This is a genomic window from Nocardioides marmoribigeumensis, assembly GCF_031458325.1.
Taxonomy (GTDB): Bacteria; Actinomycetota; Actinomycetes; order Propionibacteriales; family Nocardioidaceae; genus Marmoricola_A; species Marmoricola_A marmoribigeumensis.
In genome coordinates, this window is record NZ_JAVDYG010000001.1 from 4,392,414 (window position 1) to 4,417,242 (window position 24,829).

Sequence of the window (24,829 nt, forward strand, 5' to 3'; positions counted from 1 at the left end):
TCAGAGCTCGGGCTTGACCAGGTAGAGCACCATGCTCTTGCCCACCAGCGGGTCGAGCACGGCGCCGGCCACGCGGGTCGCCAGCGGCTGCTTGACGATCTCCCACACCAGCACCTGGTGGAACGCGCGCACCAGCGGGTTCTTGTCGTTGGTCACGCCGACCGCGCACTTGAGCCACCAGTAGGGCGAGTGCAGGCCGTGCACGTGGTCGCGACCGAGGAAGCGCAGGCCGGCGTCCTCGAGCTTGGCGACCAGCTCGTCGCCGCGGTAGATGCGGACGTGGCCGCCCTCGACCTCGTGGTAGTCGTCGGACAGCGCCCAGCAGACCTTCTCGGGCAGCCAGCGCGGGACGGTGACCGCGATGGTGCCGCCAGGACGCAGGACGCGGACGAGCTCGCTGATCGCCCGCTCGTCGTCGGGGATGTGCTCGAGCACCTCGGAGGCCACGACCCGGTCGAACTCGCCGTCGGCGAAGGGCAGGTCGAGCGCGTCGCCCTGCTTGACGTCGGCCTCGGCGCCCTCGGGCAGGCCGCCCTCCTCGCGCATCGCGGCGAACCACTCCGAGACCGTCGACAGCTCGTCGGCGTCCTGGTCGAGCGCGATCACGTCGGCCCCGCGCTTGTACATCTCGAAGGCGTGGCGCCCCGCGCCGCAGCCCATGTCGAGCACCCGCTCGCCGGCCTGGAGTCCCAGCCGGTCGAAGTCGACGGTCAGCACGTGGTCACGCACCCTTCTTCTGGTTGAAGTCCTCGATCGCCCGCTCGTACGCCGCGGCCGTCGCCTCGGCGACCGCTCGCCAGCTGAAGCGCTCCAGCACGCGCCGGCGGCCGGCGGCGCCCATCCTCGCCCGCCGGTCGGGGTCGTCGAGCAGCGTCCGGATGGCGGAGGTCAGCTCCTCGACGTCACCCGGCTCGACCAGCAGCGCGCACTCGCCGTCGTCGCCGACCACCTCGGGGATCGCGCCGGCGCGGCTGACCACCAGCGGGGTCTCGCAGGCCATGAGCTCGGCGGTCGGGAGGCTGAAGCCCTCGTAGAGCGAGGGCACGCAGGCGACCTCGGCCGAGCCCATCAGCGCGACGAGCTCGGCGTCGGAGATGCCGGAGACGAACTCGACGGCGTCCTCCAGCCCGAGCTTCTCGATCAGCTTCTCGGTGCGCCCGCCCTTGACCGGCCTGGTGACGAGCACCAGCGTGACGTCGCGCTCGGTGCGCAGCTTGGCCACCGCCTCGAGCAGCGTGCCGACGCCCTTCATCGGGGTGTCGGCGCTGGCCATGGCGACCAGCCGGCCGGGCACGCGGGGCTGGGTCGGCGGCACGAAGACCTCGTCGACGCCCAGCGTGATCACCTCGAGGACCGACGGGTCGACGCCGAAGTCGCGGGCGATGTCGCGCTTGGAGCTCTCGGAGACCGTGAGGATCACCGGCAGCTGCCGGGCGACCTTGCCCTGCATGCGCAGGAAGGAGTACCACCGGCGCAGCGGGAGCTGCTTCTTCAGCGGCGCGTGGGCGAGGTCGACCTTGCGGTCGAAGGTGATCGGGTGGTGGATCGTCTCCACGAAGGGCAGCCGCTTCGCGACGTCGAGCATGCCGTAGCCGACGGTCTGGTTGTCGTGCACGACGTCGAAGTCCGCCGTACGACGGGCCAGCAGCTTGGCCACGCGCGTGCTGAAGGTGCGCGGCTCGGGGAAGGCCGCGGTGAGCATCGAGAGGAACTCGTAGACGTCGGTGAGGTCGCGGAACTCGCGCAGCCGCGGCACCCGGAAGGGGTCGGGCTCGCGGTAGAGGTCCAGGCTCGGCACCTCGGTCAGCCGCACGCCCTCGTCGAGCTCGGGGTAGGGCTGGCCGGAGAACACCTCGACCTCGTGGCCCAGGGCGACGAGCTCCCGGCTGAGGTGGCGGAGGTAGACGCCCTGTCCTCCGCAGTGTGGCTTGGAGCGGTAGGACAGCATCGCGATGCGCAAGGGGGTGGCCTCCGGGTCGAGCGGGGCCGACGGGCCCGAGCGAAAAGTGGAACGTGTTCTGATTCTAGACGCGTCCGCTGCTAGCCTACGAGACACCTGCGGGTGTGCCTCGTGGGGATGAGACCCACACGAGGAGGGCACCGTGTCCGGCGTGAGCTCCGTGACCAACGAGGAGGTCGGCTCGACCGCGCAGCGGGAGCGCCGCAAGCGCATCCTCGACGCCACCATCGCCCTGGCCTCCAAGGGCGGCTTCGACGCCGTCCAGATGCGCGCCGTCGCCGAGCGCGCCGACGTCGCGCTGGGCACGCTCTACCGCTACTTCCCCTCCAAGATCCACCTGCTCGTCTCCGCGCTCGGCCGCGAGTTCGAGCGCGCCAACGCCGGCATCGAGGGCCGCGCGATCCCCGGCGACACCCCGCACGAGCGCGTGATGTGGGTCCTCGACCAGTCCAGCCAGGGCATGCAGCGCAACCCCAAGCTGACCGAGGCCCTCACGCGCGCGTTCATGTTCGCCGACGGCTCCGTCGCCCAGGAGATCCACGTGGTCGGGCTCCAGATGACCCGCGCCCTGACCCGGGCGATGGCCGACCCCGACACGCCCTACTCCGACCACGAGCCCACCGAGGACGAGCTGGCCATCGCCAAGGTGATCGGCGACGTGTGGCTGGCCTCCCTGGTCCAGTGGGTCACCGGCCGCGCCGACGCCGCGGACGTCAACAAGTCGATCGACATGGCGGTCAAGCTCCTCCTCCGCTGAGGCTCGCGGGGCGTCGTACGCTCCCCTCGTGGACACCCCGGCACCCATGCTCGCCAAGTCCGTCAAGGACATCCCCGACCCGTCGGACTTCGACGACGCCGAGCACCCGGGCCTGCTCTTCGAGCCCAAGTGGGACGGCTTCCGCTGCGTCGTCGGGCGCGACGGTGACGACCTGGTGCTGGCCAGCCGCAACGGCAAGCCGCTCAACCGCTACTTCCCCGAGCTGGTCGAGGCCTTCCTGGCCCAGCTGCCCGAGCGGTGCGTCCTCGACGGCGAGGTCATCGTGGTCCGCGGGGACCGGCTCGACTTCGAGGCCCTCCAGGAGCGCATCCACCCGGCCAGGTCGCGGGTCGACCTGCTCGCGCGGGAGACGCCCGCCTCCTACGTCGCCTTCGACCTGACGAGCCTCGCCGGCGAGGACCTGACCCGCACTCCCCTGGCCCTGCGCCGCGCGCAGCTCGAGGCCGCCCTGGAGCACGCGACCGCTCCCCTGCACGTGACGCCGACGACGACGGACGCGGCGGTCGCCCTGCGGTGGTTCGAGCAGTTCGAGGGCGCGGGGCTCGACGGCGTGATGGCCAAGCCGCTGTCCGGGACCTACCAGCCCAACGCCCGCTCGATGTTCAAGGTCAAGCACGCCCGCACCGCCGACGTCGTCGTCGCCGGCTATCGCGAGCACAAGGGCTCCACCCCCGAGCGCCCGCTGCTCGGCTCGCTCCTCCTCGGGCTGTACGACGCCGAGGGACGTCTGCGCCACATCGGCGTCGCCGCGTCGTTCACCCAGAAGAAGCGCGCCGAGCTGTTCGAGCTCATGCAGGAGCGCGTGGCGATCGGCGACGAGACGCACCCGTGGGCAGGCTGGTCGGAGATCACCGCCAGCGGCGGTCGCACGCAGCAGGCCGGCAGCCGGTGGAACGCCGGCAAGGACCTCTCGTTCGTGCCGGTGACCCCCGACCTGGTGTGCGAGGTCGGCTACGACCACATGGAGGGCGAGCGGTTCCGCCACACCGGACAGTTCAAGCGGTGGCGCACCGACCGCGACCCGGAGACCTGCGGCTACGACCAGCTCGAGGAGGTCGTCGCCTACGACCTGGCCGACATCCTCGGTGGGGAGCCGCTGCGCGCCGACGGCTGAGCAATAGGCTGGCCGCATGAGCGAGTCGACGACGTACGACGTGGTCCTGCTGGTCGAGCAGCCCCTGAGCGCCCAGGACGCGCAGCAGGTGCGCGGCCTGCACACCGAGCTCGAGGAGGACGTGCGCTACCACGTGCTCCTGCCGGTCGAGGACGCCGCAGGCCGCATCGAGTCGGCGATGGGCGCCCTGTCGGCCGGTGACGCGCTGGTCGGGCCGCCGATGGCGATGGACCCCGAGGGCGTCGAGGACCTCCAGCACGAGCTGCTCGAGACCGCGCGCCGCGACCTGGCCACCTCGGTCGAGGCGCTCACCGCCGCGGGCGGCAGGGCGACGGGGGTCCTCGTCACCGACGAGCCGGTCCACGCGCTGGTCGACAAGTCCAAGGAGCTGGCCGCGGCCGAGGTGATCGTGCTGACCCGCCCCCACGTGGTCGCCGAGTTCTTCCACGTCGACTGGACCTCCCGCGCCCGCCGCAAGCTCGGCGTGCCGGTCCTCCACCTGCTCGAGCACGAGAGCTTCGACGAGCAGGCCGGCGGCGGCGAGGGCGTCAGCGGCTTCTGACCCGTCCGCCCAGCGCTGTGGCGCGAACCGCACCCAGACGTTCGCCACCCAAGGAGGACGCCACCGTTCATCGGAGGCACCAATGCGCTCATCCCGTCAGAAGCTCCTCATGGGAGCGCTCACCGCGACGATCGTCGCGATCCCGTTCAGCGCCATGGCCGCCAGCGGCGGCAAGCTCACCGCCGAGCTGGCTCCCGTCCCCCACAGCGCAGCCGCCGACGGTGGCTCCGACGTCACCGGGCACGCCGACATCAAGCTCACGGGCCGCACGATCTCGGTCCACCTCACCGCCTCCGGCCTGACCCCGGGCGAGCCGCACGCCATGCACATCCACGGCGTCTTCGACCACGTGAACGAGTGCCCGACCGCCGACGCCGACGTCAACACCGGTGACCCGATCGACGACTCGACCCCGCAGCAGGAGGGCACCCCGGACGGCCTGATCTCGCTCAACGAGGGCGCCCCGTCCTACGGCCCGATCGACGTCTCGCTCACCCGGACCGGCGCGACCGACCCCGGCAGCGGCCTGGCCCTGGAGCGCTTCGTCTCCGCCGACGCCAACGGCGACCTGAGCTACCAGCGCACGATCACCGTCTCCAAGCAGGTGGCGAAGAACCTCTCGGACCTGCACATCGTCATCCACGGCACCGACCTGCCGTGGGACGCCGACAGCAGCTCGCTGAGCAGCCTCTTCGAGGCCACGCTCCCCGTCGCCTGCGGCTCGATCAACTGACGCTCGTCCGGTTGCGGACGCGGGGCGAGACGGAGACCGCGTCCGACAACCCGAGCAGCACCGGCGACTCCCCCGACCGGCGCGGCCCACATCAGCCACCAGCGCCACGGCGCGAGGCCCGCGACCGTCGGCACGCACAGCACCGCGAGCACGAGCGCGAGGACGGTCATGCGTCGGGGACCCGGTTGCCGTCCTCGTCCCAGTGGGCGGCGACCTTCTTGCTCGGCTGCACGCGCGGCGGCTCGCCGGGCATCTTGGGGTAGTCCGGCGGGTAGTTGAGCTCGCCCAGGCCGGCCTCGACGTCGGCCTCCCACATCGCGAGCAGCGGCGTCAGGTCGCCGGCGTGGTCGTCGATCGTCGCCATCGCGTCGCCCTGCTCGCGCAGGCGGTCCGGGACCGTCCAGAGGTTGAGCGACCTGGGGTCCAGCCCGTCGAGTTCGTCCCACTCGACCGGGGTGGAGACCGGGGCTCCGGGGATCGGGCGCAGGGAGTAGGCCGAGGCGATCGTGCGGTCGCGGTTGTTCTGGTTGTAGTCCAGGAAGATGCGCTCGCCGCGCTCCTCCTTCCACCACGCGGTGGTCACGCCGTCGTCGCGCCGCTCGAGCTCACGGCCCAGCGCGATCGCGGCGTGCCGGAGGTCGACGAAGTCCCACCGCGGCTCGATCCGGACGTAGACGTGCACGCCCCGGTTGCCACTGGTCTTGGCGAACCCGGTCAGCCCGTGCTCGGCGAGCAGGTCGCGCAGCAACAGCGCCACGCGGGCCGCGTCGGAGAAGTCGGTGCCCGGCTGCGGGTCGAGGTCGAGCCGCAGCTCGTCGGGATGGTCGACGTCGGCCCGGCGTACTGGCCACGGATGGAAGGTCAGGGTCCCCATCTGGGCGCACCACGCGGCGACCGCGACCTCGGTCGGGCACACCTCGTCCGCCGTACGTCCGGAGGGGAAGGTGACCTCCGCGGTCTCGAGGTAGTCGGGCGCACCCTTGGGCACGCGCTTCTGGTAGAACGCGTCGGCCTTCTCCCCCGGCCGTCCCGTCGCCAGCGTGATCTCGGGGCGTACGCCGGAGGGCCAGCGCTCCAGCGCCGTCGGCCGCTCGCGCAGCGCGCGCATCAGGCCGTCCTCGACCGAGACGACGTACTCCACGACCTGGAGCTTGGTGACCTCGGGCGTGGAGTCGGTCGCCTCGTAGATGACCCGGTCGGGGCTGGTCACGCGGACCTGACGGTCCCCTGCGGTCACGTGGGCGGCGGGAGTGGCCATGCGGGCATCGTGGCACGAGGTCTCGACAAGCTCGACCACCGAGTGGGTACGTTCACCTCATGGGTTACCAGGTGGAGAAGAGCGACGCCGAGTGGCGTGAGGAGCTGTCCCCCGACGAGTACGCCGTGCTCCGCAAGGGCGGCACCGAGCGGGCCTTCGTGGGCAAGTACACCGACACCGAGACCGAGGGCGTCTACTCGTGCCGGGCCTGTGGGGCCGAGCTGTTCCGCTCGGACAGCAAGTTCCACTCGCACTGCGGGTGGCCGTCGTTCTACGCGCCGCTGGCCGGCGACTCGGTGGAGTACATCGAGGACACCAGCCACGGCATGAAGCGCGTCGAGGTCCGCTGCGCCTCCTGCGGGTCCCACCTGGGCCACGTCTTCGAGGGCGAGGGCTACGACACCCCGACCGACCAGCGCTACTGCATCAACTCGATCTCGCTGACCCTCGAGCCCAAGGCCTGACCGCGCCCGCCCCCCAGCTGCCCATCGGAGGCCGGGCGCCTCAGGGGAGGTCGGCGAGCAGCTCGGCGACCTCGCGGCGGCGGCCGGTGTAGAACGGGATCTCCTCGCGCACGTGGCGCCGGGCCTCGGAGCCTCGGAGGTGGCGCATCAGGTCGACGATGCGGAACAGCTCGTCGCCCTCGAAGGCCAGGATCCACTCGTAGTCGCCCAGCGCGAACGAGGCGACGGTGTTGGCGCGGACGTCCCTGTAGTCGCGCGCCATCTTGCCGTGCTCGGCGAGCAGGGCGCGGCGCTCGTCGTCGGGCAGGAGGTACCACTCGTAGGAGCGCACGAACGGGTAGACGCAGACGTAGTCGCGGGCCTCCTCGTCGGCGAGGAACGCCGGGATGTGGCTGCGGTTGAACTCCGCCGGCCGGTGCAGCGCCATCTGGGACCACACGGGCTCGAGGCGGCGACCGAACGCGGTGCGACGGAAGCGGTGGTAGTGCTGCTGCAGCTGGTCGGAGGACTCCGCGTGGGTCCACACCAGGACCTCGGCGTCGGCGCGCAGCCCGGAGACGTCGTAGACGCCGCGGACGGTGACCTCGTCACCCATCTCCTCGAAGAGCTTCTCGACCTCACGGGCCTCGGCCTCACGGTCGGCCTCGCGCTCGGGGCCGTCGAGGCGGTCCCGCAGGTGGAAGACCGACCACATCGTGTAGCGGATCGAGTCGTTGAGGTCCTTCGCGCGCTTGCCCCGGTTGGGGACGGGGTTGGTCGGAGCGGTCATGGCCCCATTGTCCCCTGCGGCCCTGAGACCCCGAGATGCCGGTCCACCTGGTCGGCGGCGGCGACGGCGGAGGCGATGCACGCGGGCACGCCCACCCCGTCGTACGTCGCCCCGCAGACCGCCAGGCCCGGCACGGCCGCGACCGCCGAGCGGATCCGGGCGACCCGGTCGAGGTGGCCGACGGCGTACTGCGGCAGACCCCCGCCCCAGCGCTGCACGTGCCAGTCGACGGGCCCGGACTGCAGGCCGATGGCCGCGGCGAGGTCGACCACGACGGTGTCGACCAGCTCGAAGTCGTCGCGCTGGAGCTCGCGCTCCTCACGGTGACGCCCGAGGGAGGCCCGCAGGTGCACCAGGCCCTTGTCGGCGCCGGCCCGGCAGACCCAGTCCCACTTGCGGAAGGAGTACGTCGCGGCCTTGATCGAGCGCCCGTCGACCGGCGGCACCAGGAAGCCCGACCCCTCCACGCGGGGGAACTGCTCGGCGGCGAAGGCCATCGTCACCACCGCCATCGAGGCGACCTCGACCTCCGCGAGGACGGTCGCGGCGGCGGGCGCGAGCGGGCCGAGCAGGCGCGAGGCGTTGGGCGGGGGCAGGGCGACCACCACGGCCGCGGCGTCGACCGACGAGGGCCGGTAGGCCGACCCGTGGAGGACCCGGAACCCCTCCGGGGTCCGGCGCAGCTCGATCGCGGGCTCCCCGAGCCGCACGTCGAGCCCCCGCGCCAGCTCCTGGGGCAGCCGCCCGACGCCGCCGACGATCCCGGCGAAGACCGGGTCGTCGGAGGCCGCGGCCAAGGAGTCCTCGGCCGCGTGCAGCAGCGACGGGTTGCCGGCGAGCAGGGCGACCACCTGCGGGATCGCGGCCCGGGCGGAGATCTCGCGCGCGTGGCCGGCGTACACCCCGCCGAGCAGCGGCTCGACGACCCGGTCGAGCAGCTCGGTGCCGAAGCGGTCGACGACCAGGTCACCGACGCTGAGGTCACCGTCGAGGATCTTGCGCGGCAGCCCGGGCTCGCCCTCGACCCGCGCCATGCCCGCCGCGGACAGGATGCCGCTGGCGCGCAGGTCGTCGAGGTCGCCGGGGATGCCCATCACCGAGCGGGGCAGCGGGCACAGCCGGCCCCGCGACCAGATCCGCGCCTTGGTGGTCGCCGGGTGGACCAGGTCGTCGCCGAGACCGACGTCGCGGACCAGGTCGACCGCCTCGGGGCGCCTGGCCAGCAGGGACTCCGCGCCGACGTCGAGCGTGACGCCCCCGACCTCCTCCAGGCGCAGCTTGCCGCCGACGCGGTCGCTGCCCTCGAGCACCAGGACCTGGCGCCCGGGGTGGCGCCGACGGACCTCGCGGGCGGCCGTCAGACCGGCGATCCCGCCGCCGATCACGACGACGGGCAGCTCGGGCGTGACCTCCATCCCCCCATCTCACCATCACCGGGGGAACCCGACGCTGCTGCCCTGCGTCACACCGGGACACCGACGATCGGAGCCCGTCATGCCGTCCCTGCCCACCTCCCTGCTCGCCGCCGTCGCCGTCACCGCCGTCCTCGCCGGCTGCTCCAGCGGGGGCAGCAACGACTCCGGCGGCTCAGGGAGCTCCGGCGGCTCCGCGGCCGGACCCGTCGCAACGGGCGCCCTCCCCGAGGCCGCCGTCGCCGACCGCCCCCAGGACGTCGGCCGGCTCGCCGACACCTCGCTCAGGACCTCCGCCAGGCAGACCGGCAAGGTCTCGACCAGGCTGCCCGACACCACGTTCCTCGGCCGTGACGTGATCGCCACCGCCCAGGTCACCGTGCGGACCACCGACGTCACCCGGGCGCGGGAGCAGGTGGGCGACCTGCTGCGGAGGTACGTCGGCTACGTCGCCCAGGAGCGAACCGAGCGCAACCGCAAGGGCGAGACCGTCCGATCGGTGCTGCAGCTGCGGGTGCCGACCGAGAGGTTCGACCAGGCGCTCGACGACCTCGAGCAGCTCGCCCCCCAGGTCGACGTCGACCGCAGCACCGAGGACGTCACGCAGAAGGTGATCGACGTCGCCTCACGGATCCGGACCCAGGAGATCAGCCTGGGCCGCCTGCGGGGGTTCCTCGACAAGGCCCGGACCGTCGACGGGATCGTGCGGCTGGAGTCCGAGATCGCGCGGCGCGAGGGCGACCTCGGGTCGCTGCGGGCCCAGCAGCGCCAGCTCGCCGACCTCACCGCCGAGTCGACCATCACCGTGCACCTCGAGCACGTCGCGAAGCCGAAGGCCCACACCGGGCCCGAGAAGGCCGCGACCGGCTTCGTGGCCGGCCTCTCGACCGGCTGGGGCGCCTTCACCACCGCCGTGGTCGGGCTGAGCCAGGGCGTCGGGGTCGTGCTCCCCTTCGCGGTCGTCCTGGCGCTGCTCGGGCTTCCGCTGCTGCGGTGGGTGCACCGGCGTCGCCGGACCCGCCCGGCCCCGCTGCCCGAGCCCGCCGCCTGACCCGGGGTCCGACCTCGGGGTCCGACCTGCGTCAGCGCGCGGAGACCTCGTGCACGTGGTCGGTCAGCCGGGCGAGCTGGTCGGGGTCGGTGGCCGGGAGGACGCCGTGGCCGAGGTTGAAGATGTGTCCCGGGGCGGCGGCACCGGCCTCGAGCACCTCGGAGGCCCGGGCGAGCATCACCTCGGTCGGGGCGAACACCAGCGTGGGGTCGAGGTTGCCCTGGACCGCGCGGCCGCCCGCCCGGCGTACGCCCTCGGCGAGGGGGACGCGCCAGTCGACCCCGACGACGTCGGCACCCGCCTGGCCCATCAGCCAGAGCAGCTCGCCGGTGCCGACCCCGAAGTGGATGCGCGGCACGTCGAGGTCCGCGACCGCGGAGAGCACCGCCGTCGAGTGCGGCATCACCAGCGCACGGTAGTCCTGTGGCGCGAGCGCGCCGGCCCACGAGTCGAAGAGCTGGACCGCGGAGGCACCCGCGGAGACCTGGACACGGAGGTAGGCCGCGGCGATGCCGGCGATCTTGCGCATCAGGGCGTCCCAGACGTCGGGGGCGCCGTACATCATCGCCTTGGTGCGGGCGTGGTCCTTGGACGGTCCGCCCTCGACGAGGTAGGACGCGACGGTGAACGGCGCGCCGGCGAAGCCGATCAGTGGCGTCGGACCGAGCTCGGCCACGAGCTGCTGGACGGCCTCGGTCACGTAGGGCACGTGCTCGGGCGTGAGGTCGGGTATGGCGGCGACGTCCGCGAGGGTCTCGACGGGAGAGGCGACGACCGGACCGACCCCGGGCTTGATGTCGAGGTCGACGCCGACCGCCTTGAGGGGCAGGACGATGTCGGAGAAGAAGATCGCCGCGTCCACGCCGTAGCGGCGCACCGGCTGCAGGGTGATCTCGGTGATGAGGTCGGCGCGCATGCAGGACTCGAGCATGCCCACGCCCTCACGGACCTTGCGGTACTCCGGCAGCGAGCGGCCGGCCTGGCGCATGAACCAGACCGGGGTGTGGGGCACCGGCTCCCCCCGGGCGGCGCGGACGAAGGCCGACTCGCGGGGTGACCTGCGCTGATCGGTCTCGGGGGAAGGGGTCGACATGTCCTCCAGTCTTCCAGAGGACCGGCGCGTCGCCGTCGCGTGTCTGTGCTTCACGATCGCACGATCGCCCGTACCCTGAGGCCATGGCCACGCGCTCACCCTCCCGTGTGGCGTCCGCTGCCCTGCCGCAGACCTTCCGGGACGCCGTCGCGCAGCTGCGCGACGCGCGGCTCCGCCCCGAGGTGACGTGCGAGGAGATGCCTGCCCCGCAGCGCATCGCACCGTTCTCCTCCGCGCTGTCGGCCGACGTCACCGTGGCCGGGGACGACATCGGCACCGGCCGGCTGGTGCTGCTGCACGACCCCGCCGGCAACGACACCTGGGGCGGCACCTTCCGCTGCGTGGCCTACGTCCGCGCCGAGCTCACCCCCGACTTCACCGCCGACCCCCTGCTGGCCGACGTCGCCTGGACCTGGCTGGTGGAGGCGCTCGAGCAGCACGGTGCGACCTACGCCGCCGCGTCCGGCACCGTCACCAAGGTCACCTCCGAGAGCTTCGGGGCGATGGCCGAGGACCCCGGCAGCGCCCAGCTCGAGATCCGGGCGTCCTGGACCCCCCAGGGTCCGCTCGGTCCCCACGTCGAGGCCTGGGGCGAGCTGCTCTGCACGGCCTCCGGCCTCGAGCCGGTCCCCGAGGGCGTGACCGCGTTGCCCAGCCGGCGCGGCCAGCGTGGCGAGGGATGACCTCGTCCGAGGACCAGCCGACCGTCGAGGGTGACGAGGCGCCGCCTCCTGCCCCGGCTCCCCTGCTCGAACTGCGCGACGGGCTGCCGCCGGTCACCGCCGACGACGCCGGCCTGGCCGGGGTCGCCGCCCGGCTCGGCGCCGGCACCGGCCCGATCGCGATCGACGCCGAGCGCGCGTCGGGCTACCGCTACTCCGCCCGCGCCTACCTCGTCCAACTGCGTCGCGAGGGCTCGGGCACCTCCCTGGTCGACCCGATCGACCTGAGCGACGTGCGCCCGCTCGCCGAGGCGCTCAGCGGGCCCGAGTGGATCCTGCACGCCGCCACCCAGGACCTCCCCTGCCTGCGCGAGCTCGGGCTCGCGCCCACGTCGCTGTTCGACACCGAGCTGGCCGGGCGCCTGCTCGGCTATCCCCGGGTCGGGCTCGCGACGCTGGTCGAGGAGATCACCGGCTTCCGGCTGCGCAAGGAACACTCGGCGGTCGACTGGTCGACCCGCCCGCTGCCGACGCCGTGGCTGGAGTACGCCGCCCTCGACGTCGAGGTGCTCGTCGAGCTGCGCGACGCCCTCGACGACCAGCTCGAGGCGGCCGGCAAGTCCGGGTGGGCACGTCAGGAGTTCGAGCACCTCTGCTCCTTCGAGGCCCCCGGACCCAAGGCCGAGCCGTGGCGTCGCACCTCCGGCCTCCACCGTGTCCGCGGTCGCCGCTCGCTGGCTGCGGTCCGCGCGCTGTGGCACGCCCGCGACGACATCGCCGCCGAGCGCGACGTCACCCCGGGCCGCATCCTGCCCGACAGCGCGCTGGTCGAGGCCGCCTCGGCGCTGCCCCGCGAACGCAACGCGCTGCTCGCGCTGCCCGGCTTCAAGGGGCGCGGCGCCGCGAGGTACGCCGCCACCTGGGTCGAGGCGCTCAAGGAGGCCCGCGAGCTGCCCGAGGACGAGCTGCCCCTGGCCACCGCGAGGTACGACGGGCCGCCGCCCCCGCGGGCGTGGGCCGACCGCGACCCGGTCGCCGCGGCACGGCTGGCCCAGGCGCGCGCCGCCGTGCAGGAGCTGGCCGCCTCGCTCGACCTGCCCGTGGAGAACCTGCTGACCCCCGACTACCTGCGCCGGGTGCTGTGGCAGCCACCCGCCGACGGTGCGGCCGCCGAGCTCGCCCGCCTCGGGGCCCGGGCCTGGCAGGTCGAGCTCGCCGCGCCCCTGCTCGACGAGGCGATCGCGGCCCACCCGCCGGCCTGAGCCGGGTCGGTCACCCGCCGGCCTGAGCAGGACCGCTCAGCCGTCGCCGGTCTTCGTGTCGGCCTGGTCGAACCAGGCCTTGGACTCCTCGTCGATCGCGGGGAGCAGGCGATCCAGCTCGGGCTCGAGGTCGCGTTGGGTGCCCGCGGCGAGCCTGCCCATGAGCTCCTCGATGCGGGTCTCCGCCTGCCGCCAGGCCAACGAGTACGGCAGCAGCACCGCCCGCTTCTGCCCCTCGATGAACGGCGCGACCGTGTGCGGGCGCCTGGCCCGCTGGGCGAACGCCGCGGAGTTGACCACGTCGAGGCTGGCCGGGACCAGCGCACCGGAGCGGGCCGCGCGGGTGAGCGAGGTCTCGCTGACCGCGTGGGCGACGAAGTCGACGGCGGCGTCGCGCACCGGGCTGTCCGCGTCGACGCACAGCCCGGAGATCGCCGCCGCCGTCGCCTTGGACTTGCCGACCCGAGGCACGGACACCACGTCGAAGGGCACGCCCGAGGCCCGAAGCGCCGGGACGTCGGCGCGCGTGCCGAAGAGGAAGGCCAGCCGGCCCTGGGCGAACCGCTTGGCCGGCGCGACCCGGAGCGCCTGGCGGTCCGAGAGGGAGGTCGAGCGGTCACGGGCCAGCTCGAGGTAGGCGGTGAGGGCCTCGCGACCGGCGTCGCTGTCCAGCGACAGCTGGCTGGGGTCCTCGCCCTGGTCGACGATGTCGCCGCCGGCGGTGCGCATCAGGGCCTGCAGCAGGTCGGCGTCCCGGGGCAGGTAGACCGCCCGGAACCCCGGGCGCGTGGACTCCTGGGCGACCAGCCGGGCCGTGGCCGCGAAGTCCTCGAAGCGCCAGGCGCCGTTCTCGTCAGGGGGCTCGATCCCCTCGTCGAGCAGCCGGAAGAACCGGACCAGGCGCGTGTTGACGAACAGCACCGTCGGCGACATCTCGAACGGCATGCACTGCAGCGCGGACTCGGCGCTGAACGCGGTGAGCGCGACGCGCTGGTAGTCGTCGCCGAACTCCACGCCCTTGTCCTCCAGCTCGTCGTCGAGCGGGTGGAGGCGGCCCGTGGAGACCAGGTCGGGCAGGTAGTGCTGGTCGAGCAGGAACACGTCGGGCGGGGTGAGCGCCTTGGTCGGGCTCGACGGGGTGAGCGCCTTGGTCGGGCTCGACGGGGTGGGTGTGGTGCCGGCCGAGGCCGCCGGGCTGCTCCCCGAGGGGCTCGCCGCGTCGGGGTCGGGGGTGGAGAGGTCGGCGAGCGCGTCCTCCGCGGCCGCGGCGGCGTCGGAGTGCGGCTGGAGCACGATGCGCACACCCGGGTGGTCGGCCTCGTAGGAGTCGGCGATGTCGCGGTAGGCGCGCACGGCCTGGCGGCCGCCGTACACCGAGAAGCGGAGCGTCTGCGGCTCGGGCGTGGGGCTGGAGGACGGCGCCGTCGGCGTCGGGGTGGACGGGGGCTTCGTGCTCGCGGACCCGTCGATGCAGCCCGCGAGCAGCGTCGTGAGGGCCACCAGGGTCGCCGTGCCCACCGTCGCCGCCCGGCGCATCCGCCCACCTGTCGTCACTGGGGCACCGTATCGGCTCGCCCCACACGCCACGCCCGGCCCATGCCCCGGGCGGACGGGCGGCCCGACCTACAGTGAGGGCGTCAGCGAGGGAACGCACCCAGACCCCCGGGAGGGACCATTGACCAGGCGCACGCAGGTACGACGACGAGCGCGGTCGCGCGCCGCCAGGGTCGGCCTCGCCGCACTGGTCCTGGGCGGGTCCCTGAGCGCGTGCCTGGGCCAGGACGACACGCGGGCGACCAGTGGCGACCCGACCGTCGAGTCCTCCGCGCCCGAGTCCACGGAGGCCACCCCGACGCCCTCCTCGGCCACGCCGACCCCGACGCCCACCGTGACGCCGACCTCGGCCTCCCCCACCCCCACGCCCTCCCCCACGCGCACGGTGACCCCGTCCCCGGCGCTGACCACGCGCCTGCTGCCGGCCGGCTCGATGGCCGGTCTCAACGCCCAGTGGCGCTGGCGTGACGGCGAGACCCTGACCGCCGAGCCGACCACCGGCGGCATCGCCGACTGCGTCCGCTTCTCCCTCGCCGCGATCGGAGCCCGCGAGGCCGTCTCGCGCTCCTACGCGCCCCCGGCGAGCGCGGCCGACGCCCCGGCCTCGGCGTTCGAGATCGTGGCCCGCTTCCCCGACGAGCAGACCGCCATGCGGGTGATGGACGTGCTCCGGTCGTGGCGCTCGAGCTGCCAGCGACGCCTCGACAACGTCTCCGACAAGCCCCACCGGGTCAGCGAGGCCGAGACGATCACCGCCGGCGACGACGCCTTCGCCTACCTCCACAGCACGCCGGGCTCGACCAAGGACACCACCCAGTTCGAGGACGTCGCCCAGGTGCGCCGCGGGGCGCTCGTCGCGCTGGTCGTCGTACGCCTGGACGAGCAGGACTACAACTACCCCGCCAAGCGCTCGCCGGCGGCACGCTCACTGGCCCCCGCGGCCGCGAGGCTGGGCTGACCCACGAGCGAGCCCGAGACCCCGCGCCACCGCCGCCCGGCCATGCCCGGCGCGGGCCACTTCGACGCGATCGTCGGCGACGTCGACCCGGCCGCCCGCAGCGAGGCCGCCGACCGGTCCGCGGCGCTGCTGGTCCGCGGGCCCCGCTCGCCGGAGGAGGCGGAGGTGGTCGAGCGCATCGTGCGGCTGGCCGAGACCGAGGGGCTCGAGGAGATCGCCGAGGTCTGGGCGGGCTCGGCGCCGGAGTCCCTGGCCGGGAGCCTGTGGCGGCTCTTCCTGCTGCGCTCCTGGGTGTACGCCGACCCGACCGGCGCGGCGCGACAGTTCGACGCGGGCCGGCGGCACTCCCCGGTGCTGGAGGTGGTGGCCGGGGTGACCTCGCCGCCCGGGCCGGAGGAGGTCCGGGCGCTGGCCGACCAGGTGCTGCGCGGGATCCGGGTCGGCGACTACGCCGACACGCTCTTCCGGGCGGCGGCCTTCGCCCACCTCGCGGCCACCGGTCGGGCCCACCTGGCCGACGAGGGCTCACCCGTCGCGGGCGACCTGTCCGCGGCGCGCCTGATGACGCTGGCCGACCAGCTCGAGGCGGCGGGTCGCCAGGAGCTCAGCGGCGGCCTGGCCTGACCCGTACACTGGGCAACGCGTCGGACCGCGGCAGCCCCGGGTCCCACAACAAGCCGCTACGAGCGGCCACGCGCCGTGAGGCGCTCCCGGTCCGGCGCGCCTACTCCTCGGCCTGGGCCCCGGTCACGGGCCGGCTCAGAACGCCAGCCGCGCCACGACGCCCGCGTGGTCCGAGGGCCAGCGCAGGTCGGGCCCCTCGAGGGGCACCTCGCCCAGCAGCGCGACCTCCTCGACCTCGGCTCCGCGGGCCCAGACGTAGTCGATGCGCTCGTGCAGCAGCGACTCGGGGTTGCCCAGGTCGGGCGCCTGGCAGCAGGTCAGCCCCGGCCCGGAGCCCTGGGCGACCCAGGCGTCGACGAACTCCGCGGGCATCCCGACGTCGGCGGGGGTGGCGTTGAAGTCGCCGACCACGACGAGCGGGCCGGCCCATCCGGCCGCGGCGGCCAGCAGCTCGTCGCGCTGGGTGTTGCGCGAGTCGGCGGCGTAGGCCTCGGTGTGGGTGTTGACGAACGCGAACGGCCGGCCGTCGACCTCGCAGGCTGCGCCGCACCAGCCGCGGGTGATCGCCAGGTCGTCGGTGTTGAGCGAGGTCACGCCCAGCGCCTCGCCGAACACGCCGCGCCCGGTCTCGCCGACCTGGACCGGCGAGTCCGCGCGGCGCAGGACGGCGTTGGAGCCGCTGAGCGTGATGGCGCCGGGCAGACCGGCCTCCACGCCGAGGTGGGCGGTGCCGCCGAAGGTGGGCACCTCGCACACCACGTCGTAGGCCACCCCACGGTCCGCGAGGGCCTCGCCGACCAGGGCACCGAAGTCCCAGAGGGTCTCCCCCTCCAGGGTCCAGGTGCAGACCTCCTGCAGGCCGACCAGGTCGGGGGCGTGCGGGGCGAGCGCGTCGGCGACGAGCTCGGCACGGCGGTCGAACGCGGTGGCCAGCAGCTGGCGCTCGACCTCCTCGAGGTTGGCCGCCATCTCGCCGGGAGGGCGGTCGCCGAGGACCAGGCTCAGGTCGGCCCCGAGGTAGAGGTTGTACGTGGCGACGACCACGGAGTTGGACACCTGACCAACTTTACCAAACCCTAAGGTGGGCAGATGCCAGCCGAGGACCCGTCCGAGCCCGTCGTCGTCACCTACGCCGCCGAGGTCGACGGCCTCCCCGACCCCGGCGAGGTGGTGTGGACCTGGGTGCCCTACGAGGACGACCCGCAGCAGGGCAAGGACCGGCCCGTCCTGGTGCTCGCCCGCGACGGTGCCGATCTCCTCGCCCTCCAGCTCACCAGCAAGGACCACGACCGCGACGAGGAGCAGGAGGCCTCCTGGGGCCGGCACTGGATGGACGTCGGCACCGGCGACTGGGACCGCGAGCACCGTCCCTCCGAGGTCCGGCTCGACCGGCTGCTGCGGCTGCCCGAGGCCGACGTACGCCGTGAGGGCGCCGCACTGGCACGCGAGGTCTTCGACGAGGTCCTCGCCGCGGCCCAGGAGTTCCACCCCGAGCTGCGGGCGGGCTGAGCCGATGAGCGCCGCGGAGGTCGACGCCTACCTCGCCGAGGTCGGCGAGCCGGGGCGCGGGACGCTGGAGGCGCTGCGCCGGTCGATCCTGGCCGTCGTACCCGACGCCGAGCAGGGCATCTCCTACGGCATGCCGGCCTTCCGGGTCGGCGGCAAGGTCGTGGCCGGCTTCGCGGCGTTCAGCAGGCACCTGTCCTACCTCCCCCACAGCGGCGAGGTCCTGGCCTCGCTGGAGGACCGGCTCGACGGCTACACCCGCACCAGCGGGTCGCTGCACTTCCCCGCCGACGAGCCCCTGCCCGACGACCTGGTCCGTGCCCTCGTCGAGGCCAAGCTGGCGCTGCTCGGCCTCTGACGGGCTCCCCGTCCGACCTTGCGACGAGATCCGCGCTGCTTGTCGCACCGCTACGCCACGGGGCACTGCTCAGCCGCGCAACCACTCCTCGAACGTCTGCGTCCCGCGCGGCCCGTCGTCGGCGGGCGTCAGGTCGCCGGAGCGCATCCCCCTGCCCCACGCCCCCGGCACGCGTATGCCGACCACCCGGCGGCCCAGGTGCCGCTCGCGGTTGACCAGGCGGGAGAGCTCGACCAGCTCGCGGACCTCGGGTCCCGCGAGGTCGGGCACCCGGCCCCGCGGACCGGCCTCGACCAGGTCGACCAGCGCCTGCGCGACCTCGCGCGCCGCGATCGGCTGGGTGGTCATCCTGGGCACCAGCGACAGGCGCCCGACGGTCACGAAGCCGAGGGCCTGCTCGGCGAACTCGTGGAACTGCGAGGCGCGAAGGATGCTCCACGGCACCCGCCCGTCCTCGACCAGGCGCTCCTGCAGCAGCTTGCCCTGGTAGTAGCCGGAGGGCACCTGGTCGATGCCGATGATCGAGAGCGCGACGTGGTGGCCCACCCCGACCTCCGCCCCCGCCCCGAGCAGGTTGCGCGTGACCGTGCCGAAGAACGCCTCCGCCTTGGCCCGCTGCTGCTCCCGGGTGCTGGTCACGTCGACCACGGCGTCGACGGCGGCCAGGTGGTCGGCGAGGCCGACGCCGGTGGTCAGGTCGACCCCCGTCGACCGGGTCAGCACGACCGTCTCGTGCCCCCGGGCCTCGGCCTCCGCCACGACGTACGCCCCGACGACACCGGTGCCTCCTGCGACCGCGATCCTCATCGACCCTCCCCTGTGCGCTGGGGCTCCAGTCTCTCCGAGGGGTGGGCCGATGGTGCGCGCGGTGCCGGGTCAGGCGTGGCGGACGCGGGTGAAGGTGAGGAACGCGGGCAGCAGGGGGCGGCGCACGGGGCGGCCGGCGGCCGGCTTCGGGGCCTTGATGCGCTGCACGCGGCGCTCGCGGTCGGCCTCGCGGCGCAGGTCGCTCATGCGGGTCTGGACGAGGGTGGTCGGGTCGGGGTACATGGCGGGTTCCTCTCGGTGGTGCGGCGGTCGGTGTCGCTGGGACGAGTCTTCGCCGATCCCCTCCGGAGCACCGTTCGCCGGCCGACGCACCGAGTGACGGGTTGCCGACAGTTCTCCGGACCGGCTACAGCGCGTCCAGCGCCTTCTGCACCCGCGTCTCCGACACCGGACGGGGCGTCCCCAGGCGCTGCGCCCACAGGCTGACCCGCAGCTCCTCGAGCATCCACCCGACCTCGGCCAGCGCGAGGGGCACGGGCGCCCCCGGTCGCAGGGCGGCCACGCGGTGCAGCCAGGCGTCCTGCAGCGGTCGCACCCGGTCGGCGAGCTGCTGGTCCCGTGCGGGCTGCTCGGGCAGCCGGGTCGCCCGCTCGGTGACCGCGTGGAGGTAGCGCACGAGATGCGGCAGCCGAGCCGCGCCGGCTCGCGCCACGAAGCCGAGGCCCATGAGCCGGCCCACCTGGGCCTGCATCTCGGTCATCGCCGGGAGCAGCCGGAGGTCGACGCTGCCCGAGAGGGCGCGGTCGGTGGTGCGCCACGCCTCGAGCACGCGGACGGCGTCGTCGAGCACGAGCGCCGAGCGGGCGGCCAGGTGGTGGCGGACGTCCGCGACGAGGCGGTCGAACGCCTCCTCGTCCCAGACGGCTCCGCCGTGCTCGGCCTGGAGCGCGCCGACTGCGGCCAGGCGGCAGTCCTCGAGGAAGGCCTTCACCGTCGGGTAGGTCGACCCGGCGAGGGCCAGCTTGCGGCGGTTGTCCCAGCCGTCGGTGAGGCGCGCCGACTCGTCGGGCAGCGCGAGCGCCACCAGTCGTCGTACGCCGAGCAGGTGCGCGGCCTCCTGCTCCTCCTCGGAGGCGAAGACCTGGAGCCCGACCGCCGCACCCTCGTCGACCAGGGCCGGGAACCCGCGGACCTGGTGGCCGGCGCGGGTCTGGACGAAGGAGCGTTCGACCGTGCCGAACGTCCACTCCCTCTGGCCGGCGGCCGTGCGGTCGGCCGCCGCATCGGACAGCGCCTCGGCGAACCGCCCCTCGAGCGGGGCCTTGAGCTCGGTGAGGTCCTTGCCGGTCGAGACGACCGTGCCGTCCTCGTCGACCACACGGTAGGTCGGCTTGAGGTGCGGCGCGACGCGCGACCAGTCCCACGCCGCACGAGGGACGACGACGCCGGTGCGCGAGAGCAGGTAGCGCTCGAGGGCGTCGAGCAGCGGCTCACCCCCCGGCACGACCGCGGTCAGGAACTCGCGTGCCCAGTTGGGCGCCGGGACGAAGTTGACCCGCAGCGCCTTGGGCAGCGAGCGGATCAGCGAGACCACCAGCTCCTCGCGCAGGCCGGGCACCTGCCACGACAGGGCGTGGTCGTCGACCTGGTTGAGCGTGGCCAGGGGCAGGTCGACGGTGACGCCGTCGTCGTCGGCCCCCGGGGCGAAGTGGTAGCGCAGCGGGAGGGCCAGGTCGCCGTCGCGCCACTGGTCGGGGTACTCCTGCTCGGTCACCCCGCGGGCGGCCTCGTTGAGCAGCATCTCGGGGTCGAAGGTGAGCAGGTCGGGCCTCTTCTGGCGCGCGCGCTTCCACCACGAGTCGAAGTGGGCGCCCGAGACGCACTCCTCCCCCACGCGCTGGTCGTAGAAGTCGAACAGCGTGTGCTCGTCGACCACGAGGTCACGCCGCCGCGCGCGGTGCTCGAGCTCCTCGGCCTCCTCCAGCAGCGCCCGGTTGTCGTGGAAGAACCGGTGCCGCGTCTGCCACTCGCCGTAGACCAGGGCGTGGCGGATGAACAGCTCGCGCGCCAGTGCCGGCTCGACCGCGCCGTACTGCACCAGGCGGTCGGCGACCAGCGGGACGCCGTACAGCGTGACGCGCTCGTGGGCCATCACCGCGGCGCGCTTGCGCGACCAGTGCGGCTCCGAGTAGGTGCGCGTGACCAGGTGGGCGCCGAGGCGCTCGGCCCACTCCGGCTCGACGGCCGCGGTGACGCGGGCGAACAGGCGCGAGGTCTCGACCAGCTCGGCGGCCATGAGGAGCTCGGGTGGCTTCCGGGCCAGCCCCGAGCCGGGGAAGATCGCGAAGCGGGTGCCGCGGGCGCCGAGGTACTCGCGCAGGGGTCGTCGCTGCCCCCGCTGCGCGGGCGGGGCCTCCTCGCGCAGGCCGACGTGCGACAGCAGCCCGACCAGCAGGGCCTGGTGCACGGCGTCCTCGTCGACCTGCGCAGGATCGGGCACGTCGCGACGGCCGCGTGCGCCGTCCAGCCCGACCTGCTTGGCGGTCTGGCGCAGCTGCTGCTCGACCTCCTGCCACTCGCGCAGGCGCAGGTAGTTGAGGAACTCGTTGCGGCACATACGCCGGAACGCGCTCGACCCGAGCTCGCGCTGCTGCGTGCGCACGTGGCGCCACAGGTTGAGCAGGGTGAGGAAGTCGGAGCGCTCGTGACGGAAGCGCGCGTGCAGCTGGTCGGCCCGGGCCTGCTCCTCGACCGGACGCTCCCGGGGGTCCTGCACCGAGAGCGCCGCGGTGATCGCCAGCACCTCGGGGAGCACGCCGAGCCGGTCGGCCTCGAGGATCATCCGGCCCAGGCGAGGGTCCACGGGGAACGACACCAGCCGGCGCCCCACCTCGGTCAGCCGCGGGTTGCCGCTCGCCGACTCGATGGCGCCGAGCTCCTCCAGCAGCTGCATGCCGGCGGTCACCTGGCGCCGGTCGGGTGGCTCGACGAAGGGGAAGCGCGCGATGTCGCCCAGCCCCAGCGCCGCCATCTGCAGGATCACCGAGGCCAGGTTGGTGCGCAGGATCTCGGGGTCGGTGAACTCCGGGCGTCCCGCGAAGTCCTCCTCGGAGTAGAGGCGGACCGCCACACCGGCCTCGACGCGGCCGCAGCGACCCGAGCGCTGCTGGGCCGAGGCCTGGCTGATCGGCTCGATCGGCAGCCGCTGCACCTTGGTGCGGAAGGAGTAGCGCGAGATGCGCGCGAAGCCGGAGTCGACGACGTACCTGATGCCCGGGACGGTGAGGCTGGTCTCGGCGACGTTGGTGGCGAGCACGATGCGGCGCGTGGTGTGCCGCTCGAACACGCGGTGCTGCTCGGCGGCGGACAGCCGCGCGTAGAGGGGTACGACGTCGACCTGGCCGGCGAGCCCGGTGCCCCACCGCTCACCCTCGAGCACCTCGGCGGTGTCGCGGATCTCCCGCTCACCCGGCAGGAACACCAGGATGTCGCCGGGCCCCTCGCGGACCAGCTCGTGGCACGCGGCGACGATCGCCTCGGTCTGGTCGCGGACGACCGGCTCGCCGTCCTCGTCGTCGTAGGACTCCTCGACCAGCGGGCGGTAGCGCACCTCGACGGGATAGGTGCGGCCCGAGACCTCGACGATCGGCGCGGGCGTCCCGGAGCGGTCGGCGAAGTGGCGGGCGAAGCGCTCGGGGTCGATGGTCGCGGAGGTGATCACGACCTTGAGGTCGGGGCGTCGTGGCAGCAGCTGCTTGAGGTAGCCGAGCAGGAAGTCGATGTTGAGCGATCGCTCGTGGGCCTCGTCGATGATGATCGTGTCGTAGCGGCTGAGCAGCCGGTCGTGCTGGAGCTCGGCGAGCAGGATGCCGTCGGTCATCAGCTTGACCAGCGTGTCGGGTCCGGCCTTGTCGGTGAACCGCACCTGGTAGCCGACGACCCCCTCACCGAGCTCGACCCCGAGCTCCTCGGAGATGCGCTCGGCGACGCTGCGCGCGGCGATGCGACGCGGCTGGGTGTGCCCGATCAATCCGGTCGTGCCACGACCGATCTCGAGGCAGATCTTGGGGATCTGGGTCGTCTTGCCCGACCCGGTCTCGCCCGCGACGACGACGACCTGGTGGTCGCGCAGTGCCGTCGCGATGTCCTCGCGCCGGGCGCTGACCGGCAGCTCCTCGGGGTAGCGCAGCTCGGGCACCAGGGCGCGCCGGCGCTCGACCTCCTCGGGTGGCAGGCGGCGCACCCGCTGGTCGGGACGGCGCCCGCGCGGCCGGCGCCGACCCTTCTCGGGGGGACGACCCACTCAGCCGACCCGGGTGAGGGGTGGGCTGATGGTGGTGGCGCTGCCCGCGGTGTAGAGCGCCGCCGGGCGCCCGCGGCCGCGCTGGACCGTGCGGCCGGTCGGCTTGAGCAGCCCCGGGACCCCGGTCACCTTGCGCTGGAAGTTGCCGGCGTCGAGCTCCTGCTCCCAGACCGCCTCGTAGACCTCGCGCAGGTCGCTGACCGTGAACGCGCGCGGCAGGAAGCGGGTGCCGAACGAGGAGTCCTCGAGCTCACGTCCGGCCAGGGCCAGCGCGTCCTTGAGGATCGTGGCGTGGTCGAAGGCCAGCTTGCGCGGCTTGAGCAGGTCGGCGACCGGGAACCACCGGGCGTCGGTCGCGTCGTCGCCGCCGGCCACCTCGGTGCTCGCGGGGAGCGCGGTGAGCCACGCGAGCGAGACCACCCGGCCGCGCGGGTCGCGCTTGGGGGCGCCGTAGGCCCCGACCTGGTGCAGCTCGAGCGACCTCGGCGAGACGCCGGTCTCCTCGCCCAGCTCACGTGCCGCTGCCTTGTCGAGCGGCTCGTCCTTGTCGACGAACCCACCGGGAAGCGCCCACCGACCCTTGTGGGGCTCGGATCCGCGTCGGACCGCGAGGGCGCACAGCCCGTCGTCGGGCCGCACCGAGAGGGCGACGACGTCGACGGTCATCAACAGCGGCGTGGGCTTCGGCATCTGCCGAGGATAACTTGTCGAAACAACAACGATTCGACGGCGTCGGACCGGGAATGCTCCAGACACACTCGGGGCGGCGAGGAGGCAACCCATGCGCATCGGCAGCGTGATCGTGGTGGTCTGGTTGGTGATCGGCCTGCTGGCGGCGGTCCAGCGTGGCTACTTCGGCGACGGGCGCGAGGTGAGCTGCAAGACCGCGGGCGACACCGTGCTGACCGTCGTCGCCGGGCCGCTCAACTACCTCGGGGTCAACCCCAAGGTGAAGTGCCGCGTGCCGCAGCCCTCGAAGTGATCACCTGGGCGTCGGCTGCACAGCCAGGGTGATGCCGGGCAGCGCCGCGGTCAGCAGCGTGAGCAGCTCCTCGCGCGAGAGGCCGGCCGGGTCCTCCAGCCACGCCATCACCGTCTCCTCGACCAGCGCGCTCCAGCCGCGCACGAGCAGGTGGCCGCGCGGGTCGTCGTACAGCCCGAGGGCGGCGAGCTCCTCGGCGTCGCTGACCTCGAAGATGCGGTCGAGCAGCGCGGTGCGCGACTCCTCGTAGATCTGGTGGAACTCGGCGTCGCCGCTGCGGGCCGCGCGGAGGAACGAGGCGTAGGCCGCGCGGTTGGTGCCCACGAAGCCGACGTAGGCCTCGAGCGAGGCCATCATGCGGGTCATCGGCGTGCCCCCGGTCGGCGGCGCGGTGATCGCGACGACCTCCTCCGACATCCGCCGCAGGACCGCGAGGTGGAAGTCCCGCTTGTCGGAGAAGTAGTGGTAGAGCAGCCCGCGGGAGATGCCGGCGTGCTCGGCCAGCACGTCGATCGACAGGTCGTCCAGGCCCCGCTCGGCGAGCAGCACCATGCCGAGGTCGAGCAGCTGCGCGCGGCGCTCGACGGGGCTGAGGCGGGTCCGGGTCATGTGCGCCATGTTACTGAACTTCGTTCAACAAATCTATTGACGCGCGTTC

General features: G+C 73.6%; 26 protein-coding genes. 13 read left to right on the plus strand and 13 right to left on the minus strand.

Going from position 1 to position 24,829, the window contains the following annotated elements:
* Nucleotides 1–729, minus strand: a complete 729-nt coding sequence (locus J2S63_RS21020) for a class I SAM-dependent methyltransferase (protein ID WP_310306450.1) — start codon at nucleotides 727–729, stop codon at nucleotides 1–3.
* Nucleotides 722–1,960 carry a glycosyltransferase family 4 protein gene (locus J2S63_RS21025; RefSeq protein WP_310306452.1) on the minus strand — a complete coding sequence of 413 codons (1,239 nt, stop codon included), beginning with the start codon at nucleotides 1,958–1,960 and terminating at the stop codon, nucleotides 722–724. The genes J2S63_RS21020 and J2S63_RS21025 overlap by 8 nt, the downstream gene beginning before the upstream one ends.
* Before the next feature lie 151 nt (nucleotides 1,961–2,111).
* On the opposite strand from J2S63_RS21025, the gene kstR reads away from it, so the two are divergent.
* From kstR to J2S63_RS21045, 4 genes are all read left to right on the plus strand, one after another.
* The gene (gene kstR, locus J2S63_RS21030) at nucleotides 2,112–2,717 is read left to right on the plus strand and encodes a cholesterol catabolism transcriptional regulator KstR (RefSeq protein WP_310306454.1); all 606 of its coding nucleotides are present in this window, start codon (nucleotides 2,112–2,114) and stop codon (nucleotides 2,715–2,717) included.
* Nucleotides 2,718–2,745: 28 nt separating this feature from the next.
* A complete protein-coding gene (locus J2S63_RS21035) occupies nucleotides 2,746–3,852 on the plus strand; it encodes an ATP-dependent DNA ligase (protein ID WP_310306456.1) in 1,107 nt (368 codons plus the stop codon).
* 16 nt (nucleotides 3,853–3,868) lie between these two features.
* The gene (locus J2S63_RS21040) at nucleotides 3,869–4,414 is read left to right on the plus strand and encodes a putative universal stress family protein (RefSeq protein ID WP_310306458.1); all 546 of its coding nucleotides are present in this window, start codon (nucleotides 3,869–3,871) and stop codon (nucleotides 4,412–4,414) included.
* 109 nt (nucleotides 4,415–4,523) lie between these two features.
* On the plus strand, nucleotides 4,524–5,147 hold the full coding sequence (locus tag J2S63_RS21045; RefSeq protein WP_310306460.1) for a hypothetical protein: 624 nt from the start codon (nucleotides 4,524–4,526) through the stop codon (nucleotides 5,145–5,147).
* Nucleotides 5,148–5,313: 166 nt separating this feature from the next.
* Here J2S63_RS21045 and J2S63_RS21050 read toward each other — a convergent pair whose 3' ends face one another.
* A complete protein-coding gene (locus J2S63_RS21050) occupies nucleotides 5,314–6,405 on the minus strand; it encodes a DNA polymerase domain-containing protein (RefSeq protein ID WP_310306462.1) in 1,092 nt (363 codons plus the stop codon).
* Nucleotides 6,406–6,464: 59 nt separating this feature from the next.
* Here J2S63_RS21050 and msrB point away from each other — a divergent pair, with 59 nt between their 5' ends.
* Nucleotides 6,465–6,869, plus strand: coding sequence for a peptide-methionine (R)-S-oxide reductase MsrB (gene msrB / locus J2S63_RS21055; RefSeq protein ID WP_310306464.1), 405 nt, complete (start codon nucleotides 6,465–6,467; stop codon nucleotides 6,867–6,869).
* A gap of 40 nt (nucleotides 6,870–6,909) precedes the next feature.
* Here msrB and hemQ read toward each other — a convergent pair whose 3' ends face one another.
* Nucleotides 6,910–7,638, minus strand: coding sequence for a hydrogen peroxide-dependent heme synthase (gene hemQ / locus J2S63_RS21060; protein WP_310306466.1), 729 nt, complete (start codon nucleotides 7,636–7,638; stop codon nucleotides 6,910–6,912).
* Nucleotides 7,635–9,053 carry a protoporphyrinogen oxidase gene (gene hemG / locus J2S63_RS21065; RefSeq protein WP_310306469.1) on the minus strand — a complete coding sequence of 473 codons (1,419 nt, stop codon included), beginning with the start codon at nucleotides 9,051–9,053 and terminating at the stop codon, nucleotides 7,635–7,637. The genes hemQ and hemG overlap by 4 nt, the downstream gene beginning before the upstream one ends.
* A gap of 79 nt (nucleotides 9,054–9,132) precedes the next feature.
* Here hemG and J2S63_RS21070 point away from each other — a divergent pair, with 79 nt between their 5' ends.
* Complete coding sequence (locus tag J2S63_RS21070) at nucleotides 9,133–10,101, plus strand: DUF4349 domain-containing protein (RefSeq protein WP_310306471.1); 969 nt, start codon at nucleotides 9,133–9,135, stop codon at nucleotides 10,099–10,101.
* A 31-nt stretch (nucleotides 10,102–10,132) separates the two neighbouring features.
* On the opposite strand, the gene hemE is transcribed toward J2S63_RS21070, so the two are convergent.
* A complete protein-coding gene (gene hemE, locus J2S63_RS21075; protein ID WP_310306473.1) occupies nucleotides 10,133–11,194 on the minus strand; it encodes a uroporphyrinogen decarboxylase in 1,062 nt (353 codons plus the stop codon).
* An 83-nt stretch (nucleotides 11,195–11,277) separates the two neighbouring features.
* On the opposite strand from hemE, the gene J2S63_RS21080 reads away from it, so the two are divergent.
* Both J2S63_RS21080 and J2S63_RS21085 read left to right on the plus strand, forming a co-directional pair.
* Nucleotides 11,278–11,877 carry a DUF3000 domain-containing protein gene (locus J2S63_RS21080; protein WP_310306474.1) on the plus strand — a complete coding sequence of 200 codons (600 nt, stop codon included), beginning with the start codon at nucleotides 11,278–11,280 and terminating at the stop codon, nucleotides 11,875–11,877.
* Nucleotides 11,874–13,118, plus strand: a complete 1,245-nt coding sequence (locus J2S63_RS21085) for a ribonuclease D (protein WP_310306476.1) — start codon at nucleotides 11,874–11,876, stop codon at nucleotides 13,116–13,118. Before J2S63_RS21080 ends, J2S63_RS21085 begins: the two co-directional genes overlap by 4 nt.
* 36 nt (nucleotides 13,119–13,154) lie before the next feature.
* Here the strand turns inward: J2S63_RS21085 and J2S63_RS21090 are convergent, their stop codons facing one another.
* Nucleotides 13,155–14,672 (minus strand): ABC transporter substrate-binding protein, encoded by a 1,518-nt coding sequence (locus tag J2S63_RS21090; protein WP_310306478.1) that lies wholly within the window; start codon nucleotides 14,670–14,672, stop codon nucleotides 13,155–13,157.
* A gap of 121 nt (nucleotides 14,673–14,793) precedes the next feature.
* Between J2S63_RS21090 and J2S63_RS21095 the strand changes: the two genes are divergently transcribed.
* Both J2S63_RS21095 and J2S63_RS21100 read left to right on the plus strand, forming a co-directional pair.
* On the plus strand, nucleotides 14,794–15,630 hold the full coding sequence (locus tag J2S63_RS21095; RefSeq protein ID WP_310306480.1) for a hypothetical protein: 837 nt from the start codon (nucleotides 14,794–14,796) through the stop codon (nucleotides 15,628–15,630).
* Between the two features lie 42 nt (nucleotides 15,631–15,672).
* A complete protein-coding gene (locus tag J2S63_RS21100) occupies nucleotides 15,673–16,254 on the plus strand; it encodes a hypothetical protein (RefSeq protein ID WP_310306482.1) in 582 nt (193 codons plus the stop codon).
* Between the two features lie 135 nt (nucleotides 16,255–16,389).
* On the opposite strand, the gene J2S63_RS21105 is transcribed toward J2S63_RS21100, so the two are convergent.
* Nucleotides 16,390–17,310 (minus strand): endonuclease/exonuclease/phosphatase family protein, encoded by a 921-nt coding sequence (locus tag J2S63_RS21105; protein WP_310306484.1) that lies wholly within the window; start codon nucleotides 17,308–17,310, stop codon nucleotides 16,390–16,392.
* A gap of 33 nt (nucleotides 17,311–17,343) precedes the next feature.
* On the opposite strand from J2S63_RS21105, the gene J2S63_RS21110 reads away from it, so the two are divergent.
* Nucleotides 17,344–17,763 (plus strand): type II toxin-antitoxin system PemK/MazF family toxin, encoded by a 420-nt coding sequence (locus tag J2S63_RS21110; RefSeq protein WP_310306486.1) that lies wholly within the window; start codon nucleotides 17,344–17,346, stop codon nucleotides 17,761–17,763.
* A 4-nt stretch (nucleotides 17,764–17,767) separates the two neighbouring features.
* A complete protein-coding gene (locus J2S63_RS21115; protein WP_310306488.1) occupies nucleotides 17,768–18,118 on the plus strand; it encodes an iron chaperone in 351 nt (116 codons plus the stop codon).
* Between the two features lie 69 nt (nucleotides 18,119–18,187).
* Here the strand turns inward: J2S63_RS21115 and J2S63_RS21120 are convergent, their stop codons facing one another.
* The 4 genes from J2S63_RS21120 to J2S63_RS21135 all read right to left on the minus strand — a co-directional run bounded on the left by J2S63_RS21120 (nucleotide 18,188) and on the right by J2S63_RS21135 (nucleotide 23,879).
* Nucleotides 18,188–18,925 (minus strand): SDR family oxidoreductase, encoded by a 738-nt coding sequence (locus tag J2S63_RS21120; protein WP_310306490.1) that lies wholly within the window; start codon nucleotides 18,923–18,925, stop codon nucleotides 18,188–18,190.
* Nucleotides 18,926–18,994: 69 nt separating this feature from the next.
* Nucleotides 18,995–19,168 (minus strand): hypothetical protein, encoded by a 174-nt coding sequence (locus J2S63_RS21125; protein ID WP_310306492.1) that lies wholly within the window; start codon nucleotides 19,166–19,168, stop codon nucleotides 18,995–18,997.
* Between the two features lie 124 nt (nucleotides 19,169–19,292).
* Nucleotides 19,293–23,129: an ATP-dependent RNA helicase HrpA gene (gene hrpA, locus J2S63_RS21130; RefSeq protein WP_445376099.1), complete on the minus strand. Its 3,837-nt coding sequence runs from the start codon at nucleotides 23,127–23,129 to the stop codon at nucleotides 19,293–19,295.
* A 60-nt stretch (nucleotides 23,130–23,189) separates the two neighbouring features.
* Nucleotides 23,190–23,879 (minus strand): NUDIX hydrolase, encoded by a 690-nt coding sequence (locus tag J2S63_RS21135; RefSeq protein ID WP_310306496.1) that lies wholly within the window; start codon nucleotides 23,877–23,879, stop codon nucleotides 23,190–23,192.
* A 91-nt stretch (nucleotides 23,880–23,970) separates the two neighbouring features.
* On the opposite strand from J2S63_RS21135, the gene J2S63_RS21140 reads away from it, so the two are divergent.
* Entirely contained in the window at nucleotides 23,971–24,171 is a 201-nt protein-coding gene (locus J2S63_RS21140) for a hypothetical protein (protein WP_310306498.1), read from the plus strand.
* Here J2S63_RS21140 and J2S63_RS21145 read toward each other — a convergent pair whose 3' ends face one another.
* Entirely contained in the window at nucleotides 24,172–24,780 is a 609-nt protein-coding gene (locus J2S63_RS21145) for a TetR/AcrR family transcriptional regulator (protein ID WP_310306500.1), read from the minus strand.
* Nucleotides 24,781–24,829: the final 49 nt, after the last annotated feature.

What these genes read in the sequence shown, in the direction of transcription:
- J2S63_RS21040 (WP_310306458.1), top strand. Translation starts at nt 3,869, where the DNA reads ATGAGCGAGTCGACGACGTACGACGTGGTCCTGCTGGTCGAGCAGCCC.
- J2S63_RS21045 (WP_310306460.1), top strand. Translation starts at nt 4,524, where the DNA reads ATGGGAGCGCTCACCGCGACGATCGTCGCGATCCCGTTCAGCGCCATG.
- J2S63_RS21050 (WP_310306462.1), bottom strand. Translation starts at nt 6,405, where the DNA reads ATGGCCACTCCCGCCGCCCACGTGACCGCAGGGGACCGTCAGGTCCGC.
- msrB (WP_310306464.1), top strand. Translation starts at nt 6,465, where the DNA reads ATGGGTTACCAGGTGGAGAAGAGCGACGCCGAGTGGCGTGAGGAGCTG.
- hemQ (WP_310306466.1), bottom strand. Translation starts at nt 7,638, where the DNA reads ATGACCGCTCCGACCAACCCCGTCCCCAACCGGGGCAAGCGCGCGAAG.
- hemG (WP_310306469.1), bottom strand. Translation starts at nt 9,053, where the DNA reads ATGGAGGTCACGCCCGAGCTGCCCGTCGTCGTGATCGGCGGCGGGATC.
- J2S63_RS21070 (WP_310306471.1), top strand. Translation starts at nt 9,133, where the DNA reads ATGCCGTCCCTGCCCACCTCCCTGCTCGCCGCCGTCGCCGTCACCGCC.
- hemE (WP_310306473.1), bottom strand. Translation starts at nt 11,194, where the DNA reads ATGTCGACCCCTTCCCCCGAGACCGATCAGCGCAGGTCACCCCGCGAG.
- J2S63_RS21080 (WP_310306474.1), top strand. Translation starts at nt 11,278, where the DNA reads ATGGCCACGCGCTCACCCTCCCGTGTGGCGTCCGCTGCCCTGCCGCAG.
- J2S63_RS21085 (WP_310306476.1), top strand. Translation starts at nt 11,874, where the DNA reads ATGACCTCGTCCGAGGACCAGCCGACCGTCGAGGGTGACGAGGCGCCG.
- J2S63_RS21100 (WP_310306482.1), top strand. Translation starts at nt 15,673, where the DNA reads ATGCCCGGCGCGGGCCACTTCGACGCGATCGTCGGCGACGTCGACCCG.
- J2S63_RS21110 (WP_310306486.1), top strand. Translation starts at nt 17,344, where the DNA reads ATGCCAGCCGAGGACCCGTCCGAGCCCGTCGTCGTCACCTACGCCGCC.
- J2S63_RS21115 (WP_310306488.1), top strand. Translation starts at nt 17,768, where the DNA reads ATGAGCGCCGCGGAGGTCGACGCCTACCTCGCCGAGGTCGGCGAGCCG.
- J2S63_RS21120 (WP_310306490.1), bottom strand. Translation starts at nt 18,925, where the DNA reads ATGAGGATCGCGGTCGCAGGAGGCACCGGTGTCGTCGGGGCGTACGTC.
- J2S63_RS21125 (WP_310306492.1), bottom strand. Translation starts at nt 19,168, where the DNA reads ATGTACCCCGACCCGACCACCCTCGTCCAGACCCGCATGAGCGACCTG.
- J2S63_RS21135 (WP_310306496.1), bottom strand. Translation starts at nt 23,879, where the DNA reads ATGCCGAAGCCCACGCCGCTGTTGATGACCGTCGACGTCGTCGCCCTC.
- J2S63_RS21140 (WP_310306498.1), top strand. Translation starts at nt 23,971, where the DNA reads ATGCGCATCGGCAGCGTGATCGTGGTGGTCTGGTTGGTGATCGGCCTG.
- J2S63_RS21145 (WP_310306500.1), bottom strand. Translation starts at nt 24,780, where the DNA reads ATGACCCGGACCCGCCTCAGCCCCGTCGAGCGCCGCGCGCAGCTGCTC.